This window comes from Bradyrhizobium sp. 4 (genome assembly GCF_023100905.1).
Lineage (GTDB): Bacteria > Pseudomonadota > Alphaproteobacteria > Rhizobiales > Xanthobacteraceae > Bradyrhizobium.
Genome location: NZ_CP064686.1, coordinates 3532483 through 3546674 on the forward strand (window position 1 = coordinate 3532483; position 14192 = coordinate 3546674).

17 protein-coding genes are annotated in these 14192 nt (G+C 63.6%); 9 read left to right on the plus strand and 8 right to left on the minus strand.

What is annotated here, in order from left to right; translation table 11 throughout:
* The first annotated feature begins 32 nt into the window (after positions 1–32).
* Positions 33–395, plus strand: coding sequence for a hypothetical protein (locus IVB45_RS16205; RefSeq protein ID WP_027569717.1), 363 nt, complete (start codon positions 33–35; stop codon positions 393–395).
* A 3-nt stretch (positions 396–398) separates the two neighbouring features.
* On the opposite strand, the gene IVB45_RS16210 is transcribed toward IVB45_RS16205, so the two are convergent.
* The gene (locus tag IVB45_RS16210) at positions 399–647 is read right to left on the minus strand and encodes a DUF6719 family protein (RefSeq protein WP_027517580.1); all 249 of its coding nucleotides are present in this window, start codon (positions 645–647) and stop codon (positions 399–401) included.
* Positions 648–714: 67 nt separating this feature from the next.
* Positions 715–2187: a PLP-dependent aminotransferase family protein gene (locus IVB45_RS16215; protein ID WP_247360646.1), complete on the minus strand. Its 1473-nt coding sequence runs from the start codon at positions 2185–2187 to the stop codon at positions 715–717.
* A 74-nt stretch (positions 2188–2261) separates the two neighbouring features.
* Between IVB45_RS16215 and IVB45_RS16220 the strand changes: the two genes are divergently transcribed.
* From IVB45_RS16220 to IVB45_RS16250, 7 genes are all read left to right on the plus strand, one after another.
* Positions 2262–2987 (plus strand): pyridoxamine 5'-phosphate oxidase family protein, encoded by a 726-nt coding sequence (locus IVB45_RS16220; RefSeq protein WP_027569720.1) that lies wholly within the window; start codon positions 2262–2264, stop codon positions 2985–2987.
* Between the two features lie 54 nt (positions 2988–3041).
* Positions 3042–4319 carry an ArgE/DapE family deacylase gene (locus IVB45_RS16225; RefSeq protein WP_247360648.1) on the plus strand — a complete coding sequence of 426 codons (1278 nt, stop codon included), beginning with the start codon at positions 3042–3044 and terminating at the stop codon, positions 4317–4319.
* Between the two features lie 253 nt (positions 4320–4572).
* Positions 4573–5382 (plus strand): alpha/beta hydrolase, encoded by an 810-nt coding sequence (locus tag IVB45_RS16230; RefSeq protein WP_247360651.1) that lies wholly within the window; start codon positions 4573–4575, stop codon positions 5380–5382.
* Between the two features lie 33 nt (positions 5383–5415).
* Positions 5416–6255 carry a tryptophan 2,3-dioxygenase gene (gene kynA, locus IVB45_RS16235; protein ID WP_247360654.1) on the plus strand — a complete coding sequence of 280 codons (840 nt, stop codon included), beginning with the start codon at positions 5416–5418 and terminating at the stop codon, positions 6253–6255.
* A gap of 8 nt (positions 6256–6263) precedes the next feature.
* Entirely contained in the window at positions 6264–7466 is a 1203-nt protein-coding gene (gene kynU / locus IVB45_RS16240) for a kynureninase (RefSeq protein WP_247360657.1), read from the plus strand.
* A 172-nt stretch (positions 7467–7638) separates the two neighbouring features.
* Positions 7639–8040: a PaaI family thioesterase gene (locus IVB45_RS16245; RefSeq protein ID WP_027569725.1), complete on the plus strand. Its 402-nt coding sequence runs from the start codon at positions 7639–7641 to the stop codon at positions 8038–8040.
* Positions 8041–8190: 150 nt separating this feature from the next.
* Positions 8191–8820 (plus strand): GNAT family N-acetyltransferase, encoded by a 630-nt coding sequence (locus IVB45_RS16250; RefSeq protein WP_007609461.1) that lies wholly within the window; start codon positions 8191–8193, stop codon positions 8818–8820.
* Positions 8821–8893: 73 nt separating this feature from the next.
* Here the strand turns inward: IVB45_RS16250 and IVB45_RS16255 are convergent, their stop codons facing one another.
* From IVB45_RS16255 to IVB45_RS16285, 6 genes are all read right to left on the minus strand, one after another.
* The gene (locus IVB45_RS16255; protein ID WP_007591844.1) at positions 8894–9199 is read right to left on the minus strand and encodes a hypothetical protein; all 306 of its coding nucleotides are present in this window, start codon (positions 9197–9199) and stop codon (positions 8894–8896) included.
* A 95-nt stretch (positions 9200–9294) separates the two neighbouring features.
* A complete protein-coding gene (locus IVB45_RS16260) occupies positions 9295–9981 on the minus strand; it encodes a DUF2161 family putative PD-(D/E)XK-type phosphodiesterase (RefSeq protein ID WP_247360661.1) in 687 nt (228 codons plus the stop codon).
* Positions 9982–10421: 440 nt separating this feature from the next.
* Positions 10422–10619: a hypothetical protein gene (locus IVB45_RS16270; protein ID WP_027569729.1), complete on the minus strand. Its 198-nt coding sequence runs from the start codon at positions 10617–10619 to the stop codon at positions 10422–10424.
* 53 nt (positions 10620–10672) lie between these two features.
* Positions 10673–11353 (minus strand): SDR family oxidoreductase, encoded by a 681-nt coding sequence (locus IVB45_RS16275; protein ID WP_247360708.1) that lies wholly within the window; start codon positions 11351–11353, stop codon positions 10673–10675.
* A 40-nt stretch (positions 11354–11393) separates the two neighbouring features.
* Positions 11394–12137, minus strand: coding sequence for a tyrosine-protein phosphatase (locus tag IVB45_RS16280; protein ID WP_247360664.1), 744 nt, complete (start codon positions 12135–12137; stop codon positions 11394–11396).
* A gap of 167 nt (positions 12138–12304) precedes the next feature.
* A complete protein-coding gene (locus tag IVB45_RS16285) occupies positions 12305–12508 on the minus strand; it encodes a DUF2735 domain-containing protein (protein ID WP_007591835.1) in 204 nt (67 codons plus the stop codon).
* 537 nt (positions 12509–13045) lie between these two features.
* Between IVB45_RS16285 and IVB45_RS16290 the strand changes: the two genes are divergently transcribed.
* The gene (locus tag IVB45_RS16290; RefSeq protein ID WP_007591833.1) at positions 13046–14080 is read left to right on the plus strand and encodes a glutamine synthetase beta-grasp domain-containing protein; all 1035 of its coding nucleotides are present in this window, start codon (positions 13046–13048) and stop codon (positions 14078–14080) included.
* Positions 14081–14192 lie beyond the last annotated feature (112 nt).

Below are 14192 nucleotides of genomic sequence, written 5' to 3' on the forward strand. Positions count from 1 at the left end.
GTCACAATAAAAATCAGCCGATAAAGGCCATCATGATTGTTCGTACCTTCGCTGCGGCGTTCATATTCCTTCTCACGATCAGTGCCGTTCAGGCGCAGGTGCGCTCTCCCTCCAGATTACCCGATCCCCGTACCGAGTTCGTGAGGCAATGCGCGCCGCGCATGCTCGGGCGATGGGAGCATCCGGAAGAGGTCTGCGGCTGCCTGCACGATCATGCTGCCGCCGTCGTCGAGGATCGCGATCTCCGCGAGGCCCTGCTGCGCGGCATCAGCGAGACCGGGGTGCCGACGATCGAGACCGACTGGGTGCCGGCCGCAAAGCAGACCGAAATCGGCCCGACCTTCACCAAGATCGCGAAGCCGACCCTGCAATGTATGTTCGATCCGGCGAAGTAGCGCTCATCGCTTTGATTTCGGACCAAACCGCGACACGCAGGTGCTCGTCCGTGCGACGCCCTTGTCGGTCATCTTGGCGCCGCGCACTTCCTTGACCTGTCCGGCGGGGCAGGTTCCGTCGTCCACTTGCACGCGCTGGCCGAGCTTGAGATCGACGATGTCCTGCTCGCGTCCGACCGTGCCTGCGCGCGCGGTCGCGGCGAGTGCGATGAAGATCAGGAGCGAGAGGCAAGTCGCGCGGCGTAGCAGCATGGTGTGAGCTCCCGGCATCGATGCCGCAATGTAGGGAGCGGCAGCCGATTCTCATAGTGAGCGTTCGTCATGCCCGCCGGGCCGGCTTGCGTCTCGCACGCAAGGCCGCTCCCGATTCCCGCGCGAGCCGCTCGGCGGATGCGACGAGCTTCGGAACCGCGTGGCCGGAAAATCCCAGCACGAAACCGGGAAGAGGACGCGCGCGTGAATAGGTGTCGGCCAACAGCCAGCCTTCGGCGCCGGCGGCCTGCTTGGCGTCTGCCGCCACAGCCAGATCGACCGAGGGATCGAACCGGGCGACAAGATGCAGACCCTGTGATGGGACCGGCACCGACAGCACGCCCTCGGATTCGGCTTCGAGCGTCCCGGCCAGCGCGTCGCGCGCCTCGCGGTAAAGCTTGCGCACGCGCTTCAGGTTCGCCGCGAACGCGCCGGAATTGAGCATGTCGGCCACCGCGCCCTCCATCAGCGTGCCGGGAAAGCGGTCGAGCGCGGCCCGCGCGGCGGTGACATCCGCAATCAAGCGCTCGGGCAGGGCGCAATAGCCGATGCGCAGGCCCGGAAACAAGGTCTTGGCGAACGTGCCCATGTAGATCACACGCTGGAGGTGATCGATGCCGGCTAGCGACATCAGCGGCGCGCCGTCGTAACGGAATTCGCTGTCGTAATCGTCTTCCAGCACGAAGGCGCCGGCCTGCCTGGCCCAGTCCAGCAGCTCGAGCCGTCGCGGCATCGACATCTGCACACCCAGCGGAAACTGGTGCGACGGGGTCACATAGGCTGCGCGCGCGGACGGCGCCGCTGCGCGGCCTTTGGCGACACGCATGCCGTGCGCGTCGACGGGAACGGACACGGCACGATAGCCGCAATGCGCGATGGTTTTCCGCGCAGCGGGGTAGCCGGGGTCTTCGCACCAGACCTGGTCGTTGGGCTTCAGGATCGCGCTCAGCACGATGCGCAGCGCGTGCAGCGTGCCCGACGTCAGCATAATCTGATCGGGATCGCAGCGCAGGCCCCGCGCCGACAACAGATGATCGGCGATCGCCGCACGCAGCTCGCGGCTGCCACGGGGATCGCCATAGTGCAGATGCTCCGCGCCGAAGGAGCGCATGCGACGGCCTACAAAAGCCCGGAAACGCTGCACGGCGCGCGCGTCGATATGGGTGCAGCCGAGCGAAAACGCGCCTTGCCCGGGCGTTTCGACGCTGATCTTCGGCCGCTTCGGCTCGGCCGCGCGCGCGGGGATGCGCGCGGCGACGAAGGTGCCGGAGCCGACTGTTGCGTCGGCAAAGCCGTCGGCAATCAGCCGCTCATAGGCGGTGACGACGGCATTGCGCCGAAAGCCAGTCTGTTTGGCCAGCGTGCGCGACGGCGGCAGCGGCTCGCCGGGTTTCACCAGACCGCCGACGATCATCTCGCACAGCGCCTGATACAGCCGGTGCGCCGACGAGGCGCCAGCCGTGATGTGCGGGCCTGCGAGGTCGAGCGGCAGCTCGGCTTTGGCCGGCGAGGAGACGGAATTGGTCGGGATTTTTCGCATGGAATTGGCACTATCGCAGACCAAATCCGTGGCTACAACTGCGCTGGAAGTGATTCAATCCGACAGGAGCGGCCGTGAGCCAGACCGAGAACCAAAATTCCTATCCGACATCCGCGCGCAACCAGGTGAAGCGCCGTCACGACCGCGGCTTCTACGATCACGACACCGTTCATCGCATCCTGGATTCCTCGATGCTCTGCCACGTCTCCTACGCCATCGACGGCCAACCCTATTGCACGCCGACCTTCTTCTGGCGCGAAGGAACGAAGCTGTATTGGCACGGCTCGAGCGCCAGCCGCATGCTGCGCAACCAGACCCGGGGCGAGCGCGTGTGCCTGACGGTCGCACATCTCGACAGCCTCGTGCTGGCGCGCTGCGGGTTCAATCACTCGGCCGATTACCGCGCCGTAATGGCATTCGGCACCGCCTATCTCGTCACCGATCCCGAGGAGAAAGAACGCGCGGTTGTCGCGATGGTCGACCGCTTCTTCCCGGATCGCACCGCGAGCCTGCGGGCGAGCAACACGCAGGAGATCAAGGCGACCTCCTTTATCGCGATGGAGATCGAGGAGGCCTCCGCGAAAGTCCGCGCCAAGGGTGTCGCCGACGATGACGAGGACTATGAATTGCCGATCTATGCCGAGCGCATCCCGGTGCGCACCGTGCTCGGCGCGCCGGAGCCTTGCCCGCGGCTGCTTGAGGGCGTGCGCCGACCGGCGACACTGAATGGCTATTCGGAGGGCCGGCTGCTCGAAGATGCATTGCGGGATGCCTATTTTGCAGAGTACCCGAACGGCTGAAATCGGCTAGCTTGCGCTCCATCGCTGATCTCAATGCCCGATTGGAGTTGCCTGATGAATGCCGAAACGCAGCAGAGGATTCTTGACGCCGTCGATGCCGGCTTCGAAGCCCAGCTCGCGACCACACGCGATTTCGTCGCGATCCCCTCGACCCGCGGTGCGGAGGGACCGTGCCAGGACATGATCGGCGACCTCCTGCGCGTGCGCGGCTACGAGGTCGACGACTGGCACATCAATGTCGACGACCTCAAAGATCTGCGCGGCTTCGGGCCCATCGAGCACGATTTTTCGAAGGCGCGCACTGTGGTCGGCACGTACCGGCCCAAAACCGAGGCGGGCAAATCGCTGATCCTCCAGGGCCATTGCGACGTCGTACCGGCCGGCCCGCTGGAACTGTGGGACACCCCGCCGTTCTCGCCCGTCATCAAGGACGGCAAGATGTTCGGTCGCGGTGCCTGCGACATGAAGTCGGGCACCATCGCAGCGCTCTCCGCGCTCGATGCGATCAAGGCCGCGGGCCTCAGGCCGACGGCGCGGATTCACTTCCAGTCCGTGATCGAGGCGGAGAGCACCGGCGTCGGCGCGCTCTCGACGCTTCAGCGCGGCTATCGCGCGGATGCTTGCTTCATTCCTGAGCCGACCGGCGGCAAGATGGTGCGCTCGCAGGTCGGCGTGATCTGGTTCCGCCTGCGCGTGAAGGGCCATCCGACCCACGTCGCCTTCGCCGGCTCCGGCGCGAACGCAATCATGGCGGCCTATCATTTGATCCAGGCGCTGCAAAAACTCGAGATCGAGTGGAACGAGCGGGCGAAAGCCGATCGTCACTTCAAGACGCTGAACCATCCCATCAATTTCAACCCCGGCATCATCAAGGGCGGCGACTGGGCCTCCAGCGTGCCGGCCTGGTGCGACGTCGATTGCCGGATTGCCGTGTTGCCGGGCTGGTCGATCGCCGATCACCAGAAGGAGATCATGGCTTGCGTTGCGGCTGCCGCGCGCAACCATCGTTTCCTCGCCAATAATCCCCCGGAGGTCGAATGGTCGGGCTTCTTGTCGGAAGGCTATGAGCTGACCGACGCCGCCGCGCCGGAAGCCGCGTTCGGCAAGGCCTTCAGCGCCGTCTATGGCGGCCAAATCGAAGACCTCGTCTTCACCGCGCTCACCGACACGCGCTTCTACGGCCTCAATCACGGTATCCCGAGCCTGTGCTTCGGCGCGAGTGGCGCCGAGATGCACGGCTTCAATGAATATGTCGATCTGCAATCGCTGAAGAAGACGACCAAGGCCATGGCGCTGTTCATCGCGGATTGGTGCGGGGTGGAGAAGGGGTAGGGGCCTTCCGTCGTCATTGCGAGGAGCCCTTGCGACGAAGCAATCCGGACTGCCACCGCGGAGGCAGACTGGATTGCTTCCGCCTTCGCTAAAGCTTCGGCGGACAAGTCGCTGCCCTCGCAATGACGGGAGCTGCCCAATCCACCGGCGTTCCAAAATCCTTTAAGCTTAAACTAAAGACTAGGACGCCGCCCGCGCTGGTGGCAGACTGGCGCCAGGTCCACAAGGTCTTGAGTCCGTCGAGGAAGTCACGATGCGCGATTGGGATGACGCTTACGCCAATTCGGCCCATATCCCGGGCTCGGACAAGATACCGGCGCTGTGGGCGGAGCGCGCGGCGGCTTATCGCGCCGGACTGAAGGAGTTTCGCGCCGACATCGCCTATGGCCCCGGCGAGCGCCAGCGCCTCGACCTGATCTTGCCCGACGGCGACAGCAAGGGCCTCGTCGTCTTTGTCCACGGCGGCTATTGGATGCGCTTCGACAAATCGGCGTGGACTGATCTCGCCGAAGGCGCGCGGCATCACGGCTGGACGGTGGCACTGCCAAGCTACACGCTGACGCCGGCCGCGCGCATCTCCGACATTACGGCGGAAATCACCGCAGCGATCGCCAAGGCCGCCGCGCTCGTCGCGGGACCGATCCGGCTCGCCGGCCATTCGGCGGGCGGGCATCTCGTTACGCGCATGCTGTGCGACGACAGCCGGCTGGAGCCCGCCGTCTTCAACCGCATCGCCGGGACGCTGTCCATCAGCGGCCTGCATGATCTGCGTCCGCTGCTCAAGACCAGGATGAACGACACCCTGCGCATGACGATGGAGGAGGCGACGCTGGAAAGCGCGGCGCTGCATCTGCCGCGCGGGCCTTCACCCGTGACCGCCTGGGTCGGTGGCAACGAGCGGCCCGAATTCATCCGCCAGTCCGATCTGATGGCCAATGTCTGGACTGGCTTCGACGTGCCGACGCGTCTTGTCGTCGATCCCGGGCTGAACCATTTCACCGTGATCGACGCCCTCAAGGACCCGTCGTCGCCAATCACCGCGCGCCTGATCGGCCTCGACTGACGAGGCCTTAAAGATCGATCGAAAGGGCATGCCATGACGTCCAGCGAATACGATCCCGCAAGCGAAGGCGCCGAGACCGATTTCGCCCGGCGCATGTCCTACGGCAACTATCTGGCGCTGGACGCGATCCTCGGTGCGCAGCATCCGCTGTCGGAAGCGCATGACGAGATGCTGTTCATCATCCAGCATCAGACCACCGAACTCTGGATGCGGCTCGCCATCCACGAGCTCAGCGCCGCACGTCGTTCGATCGCGAAGGATGAAGTGCAGCCTGCGATGAAGATGCTGGCACGGATGTCGCGTATCTTCGAGCAGCTCAACGGCGCCTGGGACGTGCTGCGCACCATGACGCCCAGCGAGTATACGCGCTTCCGCTCGCAGCTTGGCCAATCCTCAGGCTTCCAGTCGCGGCAATACCGGTTGATCGAATTCCTGCTGGGCAACCGCAACCACGCCATGCTCAAGCCGCACGCGCACGATCTGGAAACCACGCAGCTGCTCGAAGCCGAGCTCGCGACGCCAAGCCTCTATGACGAGGTACTGCGGCTCGCCGACCGCAACGGGCTCAAGATGCCTGCGGCCGCGCTGGCGCGCGATGTTCGCGAGACCCATAGCTTCAACGAAGGTGTGCTGCAGGCCTGGCGTATCGTCTACGAAGCGCCGGAAACGCACTGGATGCTCTACGAGCTGGCCGAGAAGCTGGTCGATTTCGAGGATTATTTCCGGCGCTGGCGCTTCAACCATGTGACGACAGTCGAGCGCGTCATCGGCTTCAAGCGCGGTACCGGCGGCACCGGCGGCGTCAGCTATCTCAAGCGTATGCTGGAGGTCGAGCTGTTTCCCGAGCTCTGGCGCGTGCGCACGATCCTGTAGAGATTTTCATGACCATGCTTCGCGTTTACGACGACACCAAAGCGCTGTTCCATATGCCCGACGGTGTCATCTATCTCGACGGCAATTCGCTCGGCGCGCTGCCGCTTGGCGTGGCCGAGCGCGTCAGTCGCGTCATCACCGCCGAGTGGGGCGATGAGTTGATCCGCGCCTGGAACACAGCGGGCTGGTATGCCCAGCCGCGTCATGTCGGGGATCGCATCGCGCGACTGATCGGCGCGGAAGCCGGCTCCATCATGGTCGGAGATACGCTGTCGCTCAAAGTCTATCAGGCGCTCGCCGCCGCGCTCGATATGAACGCATCGCGCAAGGTCGTCCTGTCGGACACCGGTAATTTTCCGACCGACCTCTATATGGCCGAAGGCCTGATCGCGACGCTCGGCCGTGGCCATCAATTGCGCCTGGTCGCGCCGGAGGAGATCGAGGCGTCGTTGTCGGAGGAGATCGCGGTGCTCTACATCACCGAGGTCGATTACCGCACCGGACGGCGCCACAACATGGCGAAGCTGACTGCAAGAGCGCATGCGCTCGGCATCGTCACGGTATGGGACCTCGCGCATTCGGCCGGCGCGCTGCCGGTTGACCTTGCAGGCACCGGCGCTGATTTCGCCGCCGGATGCACCTACAAATACATCAACGCCGGTCCCGGCGCGCCAGCCTTCCTCTACGTCGCGCTGCGCCACGCCGACAGCGTGCGAGCCGCTTTGTCGGGGTGGATGGGGCACGCAAAGCCATTCGCGTTCGAGCTTGCCTATGCAGCCGCGGGCGGTGTCGAGCGCATGCGCGTCGGCACGCCGCCGGTGCTGGCAATGGCGGCGCTGGAGGCTTCGCTCGACATCTGGGACCGCGTCGATATCAGGGAAGTCCGCGCGCGTTCGCTGGCGCTCGGCGATCTCCTGATTGCCGAGGTCGAACGCCGCTGTCCGTCCTTGAAGCTCGTCACCCCGCGCGCTCATCAGCGTCGCGGCTCGCAAGTCTCCTTCGCCTTCGCAGGCGGCTACGCTGCGATGCAGGCCCTCATCGCCCGCGGCGTGATCGGCGATTTCCGCGCGCCTGACATTATGAGGTTTGGCATCACGCCGCTGTATATCGGCGAGAGCGAGATCGTGCGGGCCGCCGAGTTCATCGAGGAGGTGATCGCGGGCGAGGTGTGGCGGCGGCCGGAGTATCAGGTGGTGAATGCGGTGACGTGAGGTACGAAGGCTGTCTCCCCCGTCCTTGCGAGCGCAGCGAAGCAATCCAGAATCTTTCCGCGGATACATTTCTGGATTGCTTCGCTGCGCTCGCAATGACGACCTCGGACGTCATTGCTTTGCCGCGCGGAGCAATTCACCCTGTGAGCAGAATGATTTGGGAGGAGATCCGATGACGCCGCTCGAGAAACTTAAAGCGATGAAGATGCCGTTTGCCGAACTCAAGGGCGTCGAGTTCGTCGAGGCCGGGAAAGATCGCGTGGTGGCGCGGATGACGGTCAGGCCCGATCTCTGCACGCTTCATCACACCATCCACGGCGGCGCGGTGATGGCGCTGGCCGATTCCGTCGGCGCGGCGGCCACCGTGATCAATCTGCCGGAGGACGCCAAGGGCACGACCACGCTTGAGAGCAAGACCAACTTTATCGGCGGGGCCAAGGAGGGAACCACGGTGATCGCGACCGCCACCCCAGTCCACAGAGGCCGGCGAACCCAGGTCTGGACCACCCGGCTGGAGACCGAGGACGGCAAGCTGGTCGCCGTGGTGACGCAGACCCAGCTGGTCCTCGTATGAATACGGGGGCTTGATTTTGTTAACGAATTAGTCGCCTCCCATGCCCGAAACTTTGGCAGGTTCCCGTCTTGAAAAATTTGTTGCGATGCACAATATTGGAGGCCTAGGGATTCGAACGCCTCCTCGAGGGACACCAAGAGGAGTTTTGACTTGTCACTCGCAGCAGATTTTGGACTTGAAGTAACCAGTCGCCCGAAGTCCGTTCAGGGCTACGTGCGCACGTTGAGCCAGCAGGAAGAATTGCCGCTCTTGCGCGATCACCTGCTGAGGCTTGATGCCGAAAGCCGGCACGACCGCTTCAACGGTTTTCTCGACGACAGTTTCATCGAGCGTTACGCCGCCCGTTGCGCCGAGGACGGCACCGTGATCGTCGCCTATATCGTCGACGGCGTGGTCCGCGGGGCGGCCGAGCTGCATCCGCCCGAGGGCGATTCGCTGCCCGAGGTCGCCTTCAGCGTGGAAGCCTCGGCGCGGCGCCAGAACGTCGGCACCGTGCTGTTCAGCCGCCTGATCGCGGAAGCGCGCTGGAAAGGCTACAAGCGCCTGCGTATTACCACCGGCGCCGAGAATCACGCGATGCGGGCGCTCGCCAGGAAGTTCGGCGCGCATCTGCAATTCCGTCATGGCGAATCGACCGGTACGATCGATCTCGCCAAGGCGCCTGAGGACGAACTCGCTGATCTCGCGGCCTCGCCATTCGCGGCCGGCCGCGCTCTTATCAGCTTCAACTCGACCTGCTGGAAGATCATTTCCAGCATCTATGGCAATCGCGCCGCCTGACCTGAATAAGCCGACTGGAATCAAAAAAGCGGACCGGCAAAACCGGTCCGCTTTTGTATTCAGAATAGCGAGCTCAGGTGCCGGTGCGCTTGTCGTTGCCGAAGCGGCGCACGACACGGCGTTCGACCACCACCGAGCGCTGCGCGCCCTGTTCGCCGGCGATCACGCGGGTCGAGGTGATGCGGCTGTTGGTGCGAACCTGTTTCTTGACCTCGGCCTGGACGACATCGAGCGGCATGCCCATCAGGGCTGCGGCGATCTCGGCCTGCTGCTCCTGATCATCGGTGATGCCGACGGCGGCGAAGATCGCCTCGTCCAGGGTCGGCGGATCGTGGCGCACGCGCCGCGTGCCATATTTCGTATTCCAGTCTGCGTTCATAACGGCCTCGTTTCGATGCCGGGATACCTAGTGCTGTCTATGTTGCATTGCAATATGAAATCGGTGTGGCATCACAGCTATGCACCGGTTGGGTGTCAGGGTGGTGACGCGACACCGGCAACATCCGCAAGCCGCTGTTGTGGCCAGCGTTTCAGCGCCGCGTGGCCAGCTTCCGTCAGCCCGTAGATTCCCCGCTCGGTGCGTTCGAACCAGCCATACACATTGTTAAGCATGATCTTGCCGGCATCGGGACAGCGTTCGCGCAATTCGCTCACCCTCCGCGGGCCTACCGCAAGCTCCGAGGCGCAGGCCAGCGCCTGCTGCCGATAGGCCGTCATGATCGGCGCGCGCGTGCTGCCGCCCAGCACCGGATCGCCCTGGCGGCGCTGATGCTCTGCGACGAGGCGCGAACGGACCTTCGGCTCGCGGCGTGGCGCTGCCGTCGGCGGCTTCACCAACACCTCGACCTGACCGCGGTCGGTCACCCCGAGCATGCCGAAGCCGAGGCGGCGACAGAGATTGCGATAGCGCGCGTCGGTCTCGCGTCCCTTGCCGCGCACCGACATCTTTGCGGCAATCCAGACCTCGTCGCCGGCCGGTGCACGATCGACCGCCTGAAGGATTAGTTCGAGATTGAAGCTCAGCTTGAGCTCGCCGATCACGACTACCGGCGGATCGCCGGCGCTGAGGCCCACGAGATCGCAGCCGCCGATCTCGCCCTTGACCGTGAAGCCGAGCTCTTCGAGGAAGCGTTTGACAGGCAGATAGAGCGTGGTTTCCAAAGAAAGCTTCCGAGTGTCACGTCCGATCGGAGAATCAGTTGCGGCAGTTTAGCCCGGAACGGGCTCGGGGCTCTGCGCCATTTGATCGGGAACAGATGATCCGGCTGTTGGCGAGAAAATCGCACTCACCGGCGAGCAGAGCATCCGTTGCAAAGGCAACCTCCGGCTTTTGGTGCCGGATTGACGCCTTTAGCCTATGAGACGGTCGTAGTCTGCGTGCGAGCCGATCCAGAACCAGACGCAGGCTCCATCAGACTCGATAGCGAGGGCGCGATAACGTAGGCCGACTCTGGCGGACCAAAATCGTCCGACCCGTTTGAATTGAAGCGAGGGATGCGTTGGGTCGTTCTTCAGCAGCTTGAAATTGGCATCGGCGAGCCGCCGAACATTGACGGGCAATGCCTCATAAGCCTTCCAGAATCTCGTGGAAGCCGTGTGCTTCACAAGTCGCGCGTTTGGGCGGCGCGATAATCGCTCAGCGCTTCCTCGGCAAATTGATCGAGCTTACCCGCCTTGATATCCTGCTCCAGGACCTGATCGAAGCGTTCAGCGTCGAACTGCTCGAACCATGCACGAAACCGGGCCAATTCGTCAGGCGTAAGTCGCTCGACCGCTTGCTCGATATCTTCCGTTGTCATGGTTCGAATATAGCAATGCAGGAAGGTTTAGAAAAGATGGGCGGCAGTTGAACCTACACCCGCCCGCCGACCGGGATCAGCGCGCCGGTGACGCCGCTGGCGGCATCGCTGGCGAGGAACAGGATGACTTCGGTGAGTTCCTGCGGTGTCACCCATTTGGCGAAGTCGGCTTTCGGCATGTCGGCGCGGTTCGCCTTGGTGTCGATGATCGAGGGCAGCACCGCGTTCACGGTCACCTTGCCTTTCCACTCGCTCGCCAGCGCCTCGGTGAGCCGATGGACGCCGGCTTTCGACGCCGCATAGGGGCCCATGCCGGAGCCGGCCTGAAGCGCTCCCATGGCGCCGATATTGACGATGCGGCCGGTTGTGGACGCAGCCAGATGGGGCAGCGCCGCGTGCGAGGCGTTGAGCGCCGTCAGCAGGTTGAGCGCATGCATGCGCTGCCATGTCTTGATGTCGCCGTCGCCCACGGTCTCGAAGGCGAAGCCACCGGCGATGTTGATCAACACGTCGACTTTGCCAAAGTGTCTTGCCGCCGCCTCGACTGCCGTCTTTGCTTGTGCTGCGTCGGACAGATCGACGCCGCCGATCTCGATGCGCTCAGGCGTCGGGGAGATTTGCGATGGCGAATGGTCGATGCCGGCCACGCGCGCGCCGCGCGACTGCGCGGTCTCGGCGACGACTTTTCCAAGTGCGCCGAGTGCTCCGGTCACGATCAGAACCTTGCCTTGCATCATTGTTCTCCCGGCATGGCCGCTTAAGATTTATGGCCGCCTACGATTGCAAATAGCGCGCCTTCAGTGCGGTCCGCTCCGCTCTGCCGAGCTTGAGACCGTCGCGCAAGTAGGTTTCGAGATCGCCATACTCGCTACCGACGGCCTCGAAAGCAGCCGCAAGATACGAGGCCTCGACGGTGCCGATCGCGTCGAGAACATCGGCGGGAAGATCGGAGACATTTGATGCGTCGCGCTTGTAGTGCTGGTTGGTCAACAGGTAGTCCTCGGCAACGATTTCGTCGGCCACGCCGAGCGCATGCAGGATCAGCGCGCTGGCAAAGCCGGTGCGGTCCTTGCCGGCGGTGCAGTGAATGACGAGCGGCGCGCAGTCCTCCAGGAGATGTCCGAACAGGTTGCGGAAACTGGCCGTGTTGTGGCGGACGTAGTTGCGATAGGATTCGCGCATGAGTTCGAGCGCGACCGGCGCCGTCAGCCTGCCCCTGGCGAGCTCGGCGCGCAGCGCGGCCACGACCGTCGGCTCGATCGGCAGTGAATGCACGGCGATCTCGCTGACCACGCAGACACCCGCCGCGCGCTCCTCGACGCCACGAAAATCGAAGGCGCTCCGCACGCCCAGCGCGCGGACGATCTCGACATCGGCGGCAGTGAGCTGGCCGAGATGGTTGGAGCGGAAGATGTGCCGCCAGCGCGTGGTACGGCCATCTGCGGTCGGATAGCCGCCGAGGTCGCGAAAATTGCTGGCGCCTTGCAGGGCGAGATGGCGGGTAGGGGAGTCTTTCATGGAGGTGTCTTGTCACGCATCTAAAGCGGTCGGTGACCGCCTGTGCGACCATATGGTCCCGCAATCCAGTCCGGAATCAAAAAGGGCCGAAACACCGTTGTTTCGACCCTTTTTCGACTGACGCCGGGCATCGAGAGACCGCGGCGGTATTGAACCGAACGCAGGCATCAGCGATCCCATTTCGGCTTGGCTTCATCGACTGCTTCCTGATGGTACCAGCTGCCGCTGCAAATCGTCTCGTTCACGGGGAGCGAGGCGTGGTTGGCGGGAAGGCGGGTCTCACCGTTGCGGCGCCCCCCGAGAGCCGAGCGGCCCCCGACAGGGAATTGGTAGATCTGTGCAGATCCGTGACTCAGTCCATTGTTCATCATTGCGGTATCTCCCGAGATCGCAGCGCTGGGCCTCCATGGTGCGCCCGACTCGTTGGCTTGTGGTTACTGGAATCTCCATATCGGCCGTGCATTCCGAAATGCAAAGTGCTGAAAAGGAAATCAGCCTTGGCCTATTTTGTAGGCAGACTGCATTCTGCTTCCTCTAAGGCAGCGCTCGGGTGGCTAACGCGTGGGCCGTTGCGAAGGTTGCGGGCGACGGGCGCAGACTTGGCGAATATTGCCGGACGTTGATGCGCGTTTAGCCGGCAACCTAGACCCGGGCCTGCCTGCTCCAGAATCGGGCGATTCCCGCGGGATTTTTGCGGTGCAGCTTCACGCAAAGGTGCGCCGCTATGACGCACGGCGCACTGGCCGATCCGCCGGGAGGGAGAGGGGGCCGGCCGCGGTGGAAAACCTCCCGCGCTGCGGCCTTTTGGCACGTTAAATGCTTGGAAAGGGTCGGCCGATGTTGGCCGGGTAAACAATCGTGCGGGGGCCTTCGGCCCCCACCTTTCGCATCATCTACAGAGAGGCTCAATGACCAAGTATAAGCTCGAGTACATCTGGCTCGACGGATATACGCCGACTCCGAACTTGCGCGGCAAAACTCAGATCAAGGAATTCGCGTCGTTCCCGACGCTCGAGCAGCTTCCGCTCTGGGGCTTCGATGGCTCCTCCACCCAGCAGGCTGAAGGCCACAGCTCCGATTGCGTGCTGAAGCCGGTCGCGGTGTTCCCGGATGGCGCCCGCACCAACGGCGTGCTCGTGATGTGCGAAGTCATGATGCCCGACGGCAAGACCCCGCACTCGACCAACAAGCGCGCCACCATTCTCGACGATTCCGGCGCCTGGTTCGGTTTCGAGCAGGAATACTTCTTCTACAAGGACGGCCGTCCGCTCGGCTTCCCGGCCTCCGGCTATCCGGCGCCGCAGGGTCCGTATTACACCGGCGTCGGCTTCTCGAACGTCGGCGACGTCGCCCGCAAGATCGTCGAAGAGCATCTCGACCTCTGCCTGGCTGCCGGCATCAACCATGAAGGCATCAACGCGGAAGTCGCGAAGGGCCAGTGGGAATTCCAGATCTTCGGCAAAGGCTCCAAGAAGGCCGCTGACGAAATGTGGATGGCCCGCTACCTGATGCTGCGCCTGACCGAGAAGTACGGCATCGACATCGAGTTCCACTGCAAGCCGCTCGGCGACACCGACTGGAACGGCTCCGGCATGCACGCCAACTTCTCGACCGAGTATATGCGTACGGTCGGCGGCAAGGAGTACTTCGAGGCGCTGATGGCGGCCTTCGACAAGAACCTGATGGACCACATCGCCGTCTACGGCCCGGACAACGACAAGCGTCTGACCGGCAAGCACGAGACCGCGCCCTGGAACAAGTTCAGCTACGGCATTGCCGATCGCGGTGCTTCCATCCGCGTGCCGCACTCCTTCGTCAACAACGGTTACAAGGGCTATCTGGAAGACCGTCGTCCGAATTCGCAGGGCGACCCATACCAGATCGCTTCGCAGATCCTGAAGACGATCGCCTCCGTGCCGGCCGACAAGAAGGCGGCCGCCTAAGATCCTCCCGGCCCGGGCTGGGGGGCTGGCCCGGGTTGGACTTCGATCCGCCGAAGCCGAAAGGCTTCGGCGGATTTTTCATTCCGATGACAGCCGTTGCGGAAGACTCCCC

What these genes read in the sequence shown, in the direction of transcription:
- IVB45_RS16205 (WP_027569717.1), top strand. Translation starts at nt 33, where the DNA reads ATGATTGTTCGTACCTTCGCTGCGGCGTTCATATTCCTTCTCACGATC.
- IVB45_RS16210 (WP_027517580.1), bottom strand. Translation starts at nt 647, where the DNA reads ATGCTGCTACGCCGCGCGACTTGCCTCTCGCTCCTGATCTTCATCGCA.
- IVB45_RS16215 (WP_247360646.1), bottom strand. Translation starts at nt 2,187, where the DNA reads ATGCGAAAAATCCCGACCAATTCCGTCTCCTCGCCGGCCAAAGCCGAG.
- IVB45_RS16225 (WP_247360648.1), top strand. Translation starts at nt 3,042, where the DNA reads ATGAATGCCGAAACGCAGCAGAGGATTCTTGACGCCGTCGATGCCGGC.
- IVB45_RS16230 (WP_247360651.1), top strand. Translation starts at nt 4,573, where the DNA reads ATGCGCGATTGGGATGACGCTTACGCCAATTCGGCCCATATCCCGGGC.
- kynA (WP_247360654.1), top strand. Translation starts at nt 5,416, where the DNA reads ATGACGTCCAGCGAATACGATCCCGCAAGCGAAGGCGCCGAGACCGAT.
- kynU (WP_247360657.1), top strand. Translation starts at nt 6,264, where the DNA reads ATGACCATGCTTCGCGTTTACGACGACACCAAAGCGCTGTTCCATATG.
- IVB45_RS16245 (WP_027569725.1), top strand. Translation starts at nt 7,639, where the DNA reads ATGACGCCGCTCGAGAAACTTAAAGCGATGAAGATGCCGTTTGCCGAA.
- IVB45_RS16255 (WP_007591844.1), bottom strand. Translation starts at nt 9,199, where the DNA reads ATGAACGCAGACTGGAATACGAAATATGGCACGCGGCGCGTGCGCCAC.
- IVB45_RS16270 (WP_027569729.1), bottom strand. Translation starts at nt 10,619, where the DNA reads ATGACAACGGAAGATATCGAGCAAGCGGTCGAGCGACTTACGCCTGAC.
- IVB45_RS16275 (WP_247360708.1), bottom strand. Translation starts at nt 11,353, where the DNA reads ATGCAAGGCAAGGTTCTGATCGTGACCGGAGCACTCGGCGCACTTGGA.
- IVB45_RS16280 (WP_247360664.1), bottom strand. Translation starts at nt 12,137, where the DNA reads ATGAAAGACTCCCCTACCCGCCATCTCGCCCTGCAAGGCGCCAGCAAT.
- IVB45_RS16285 (WP_007591835.1), bottom strand. Translation starts at nt 12,508, where the DNA reads ATGATGAACAATGGACTGAGTCACGGATCTGCACAGATCTACCAATTC.
- IVB45_RS16290 (WP_007591833.1), top strand. Translation starts at nt 13,046, where the DNA reads ATGACCAAGTATAAGCTCGAGTACATCTGGCTCGACGGATATACGCCG.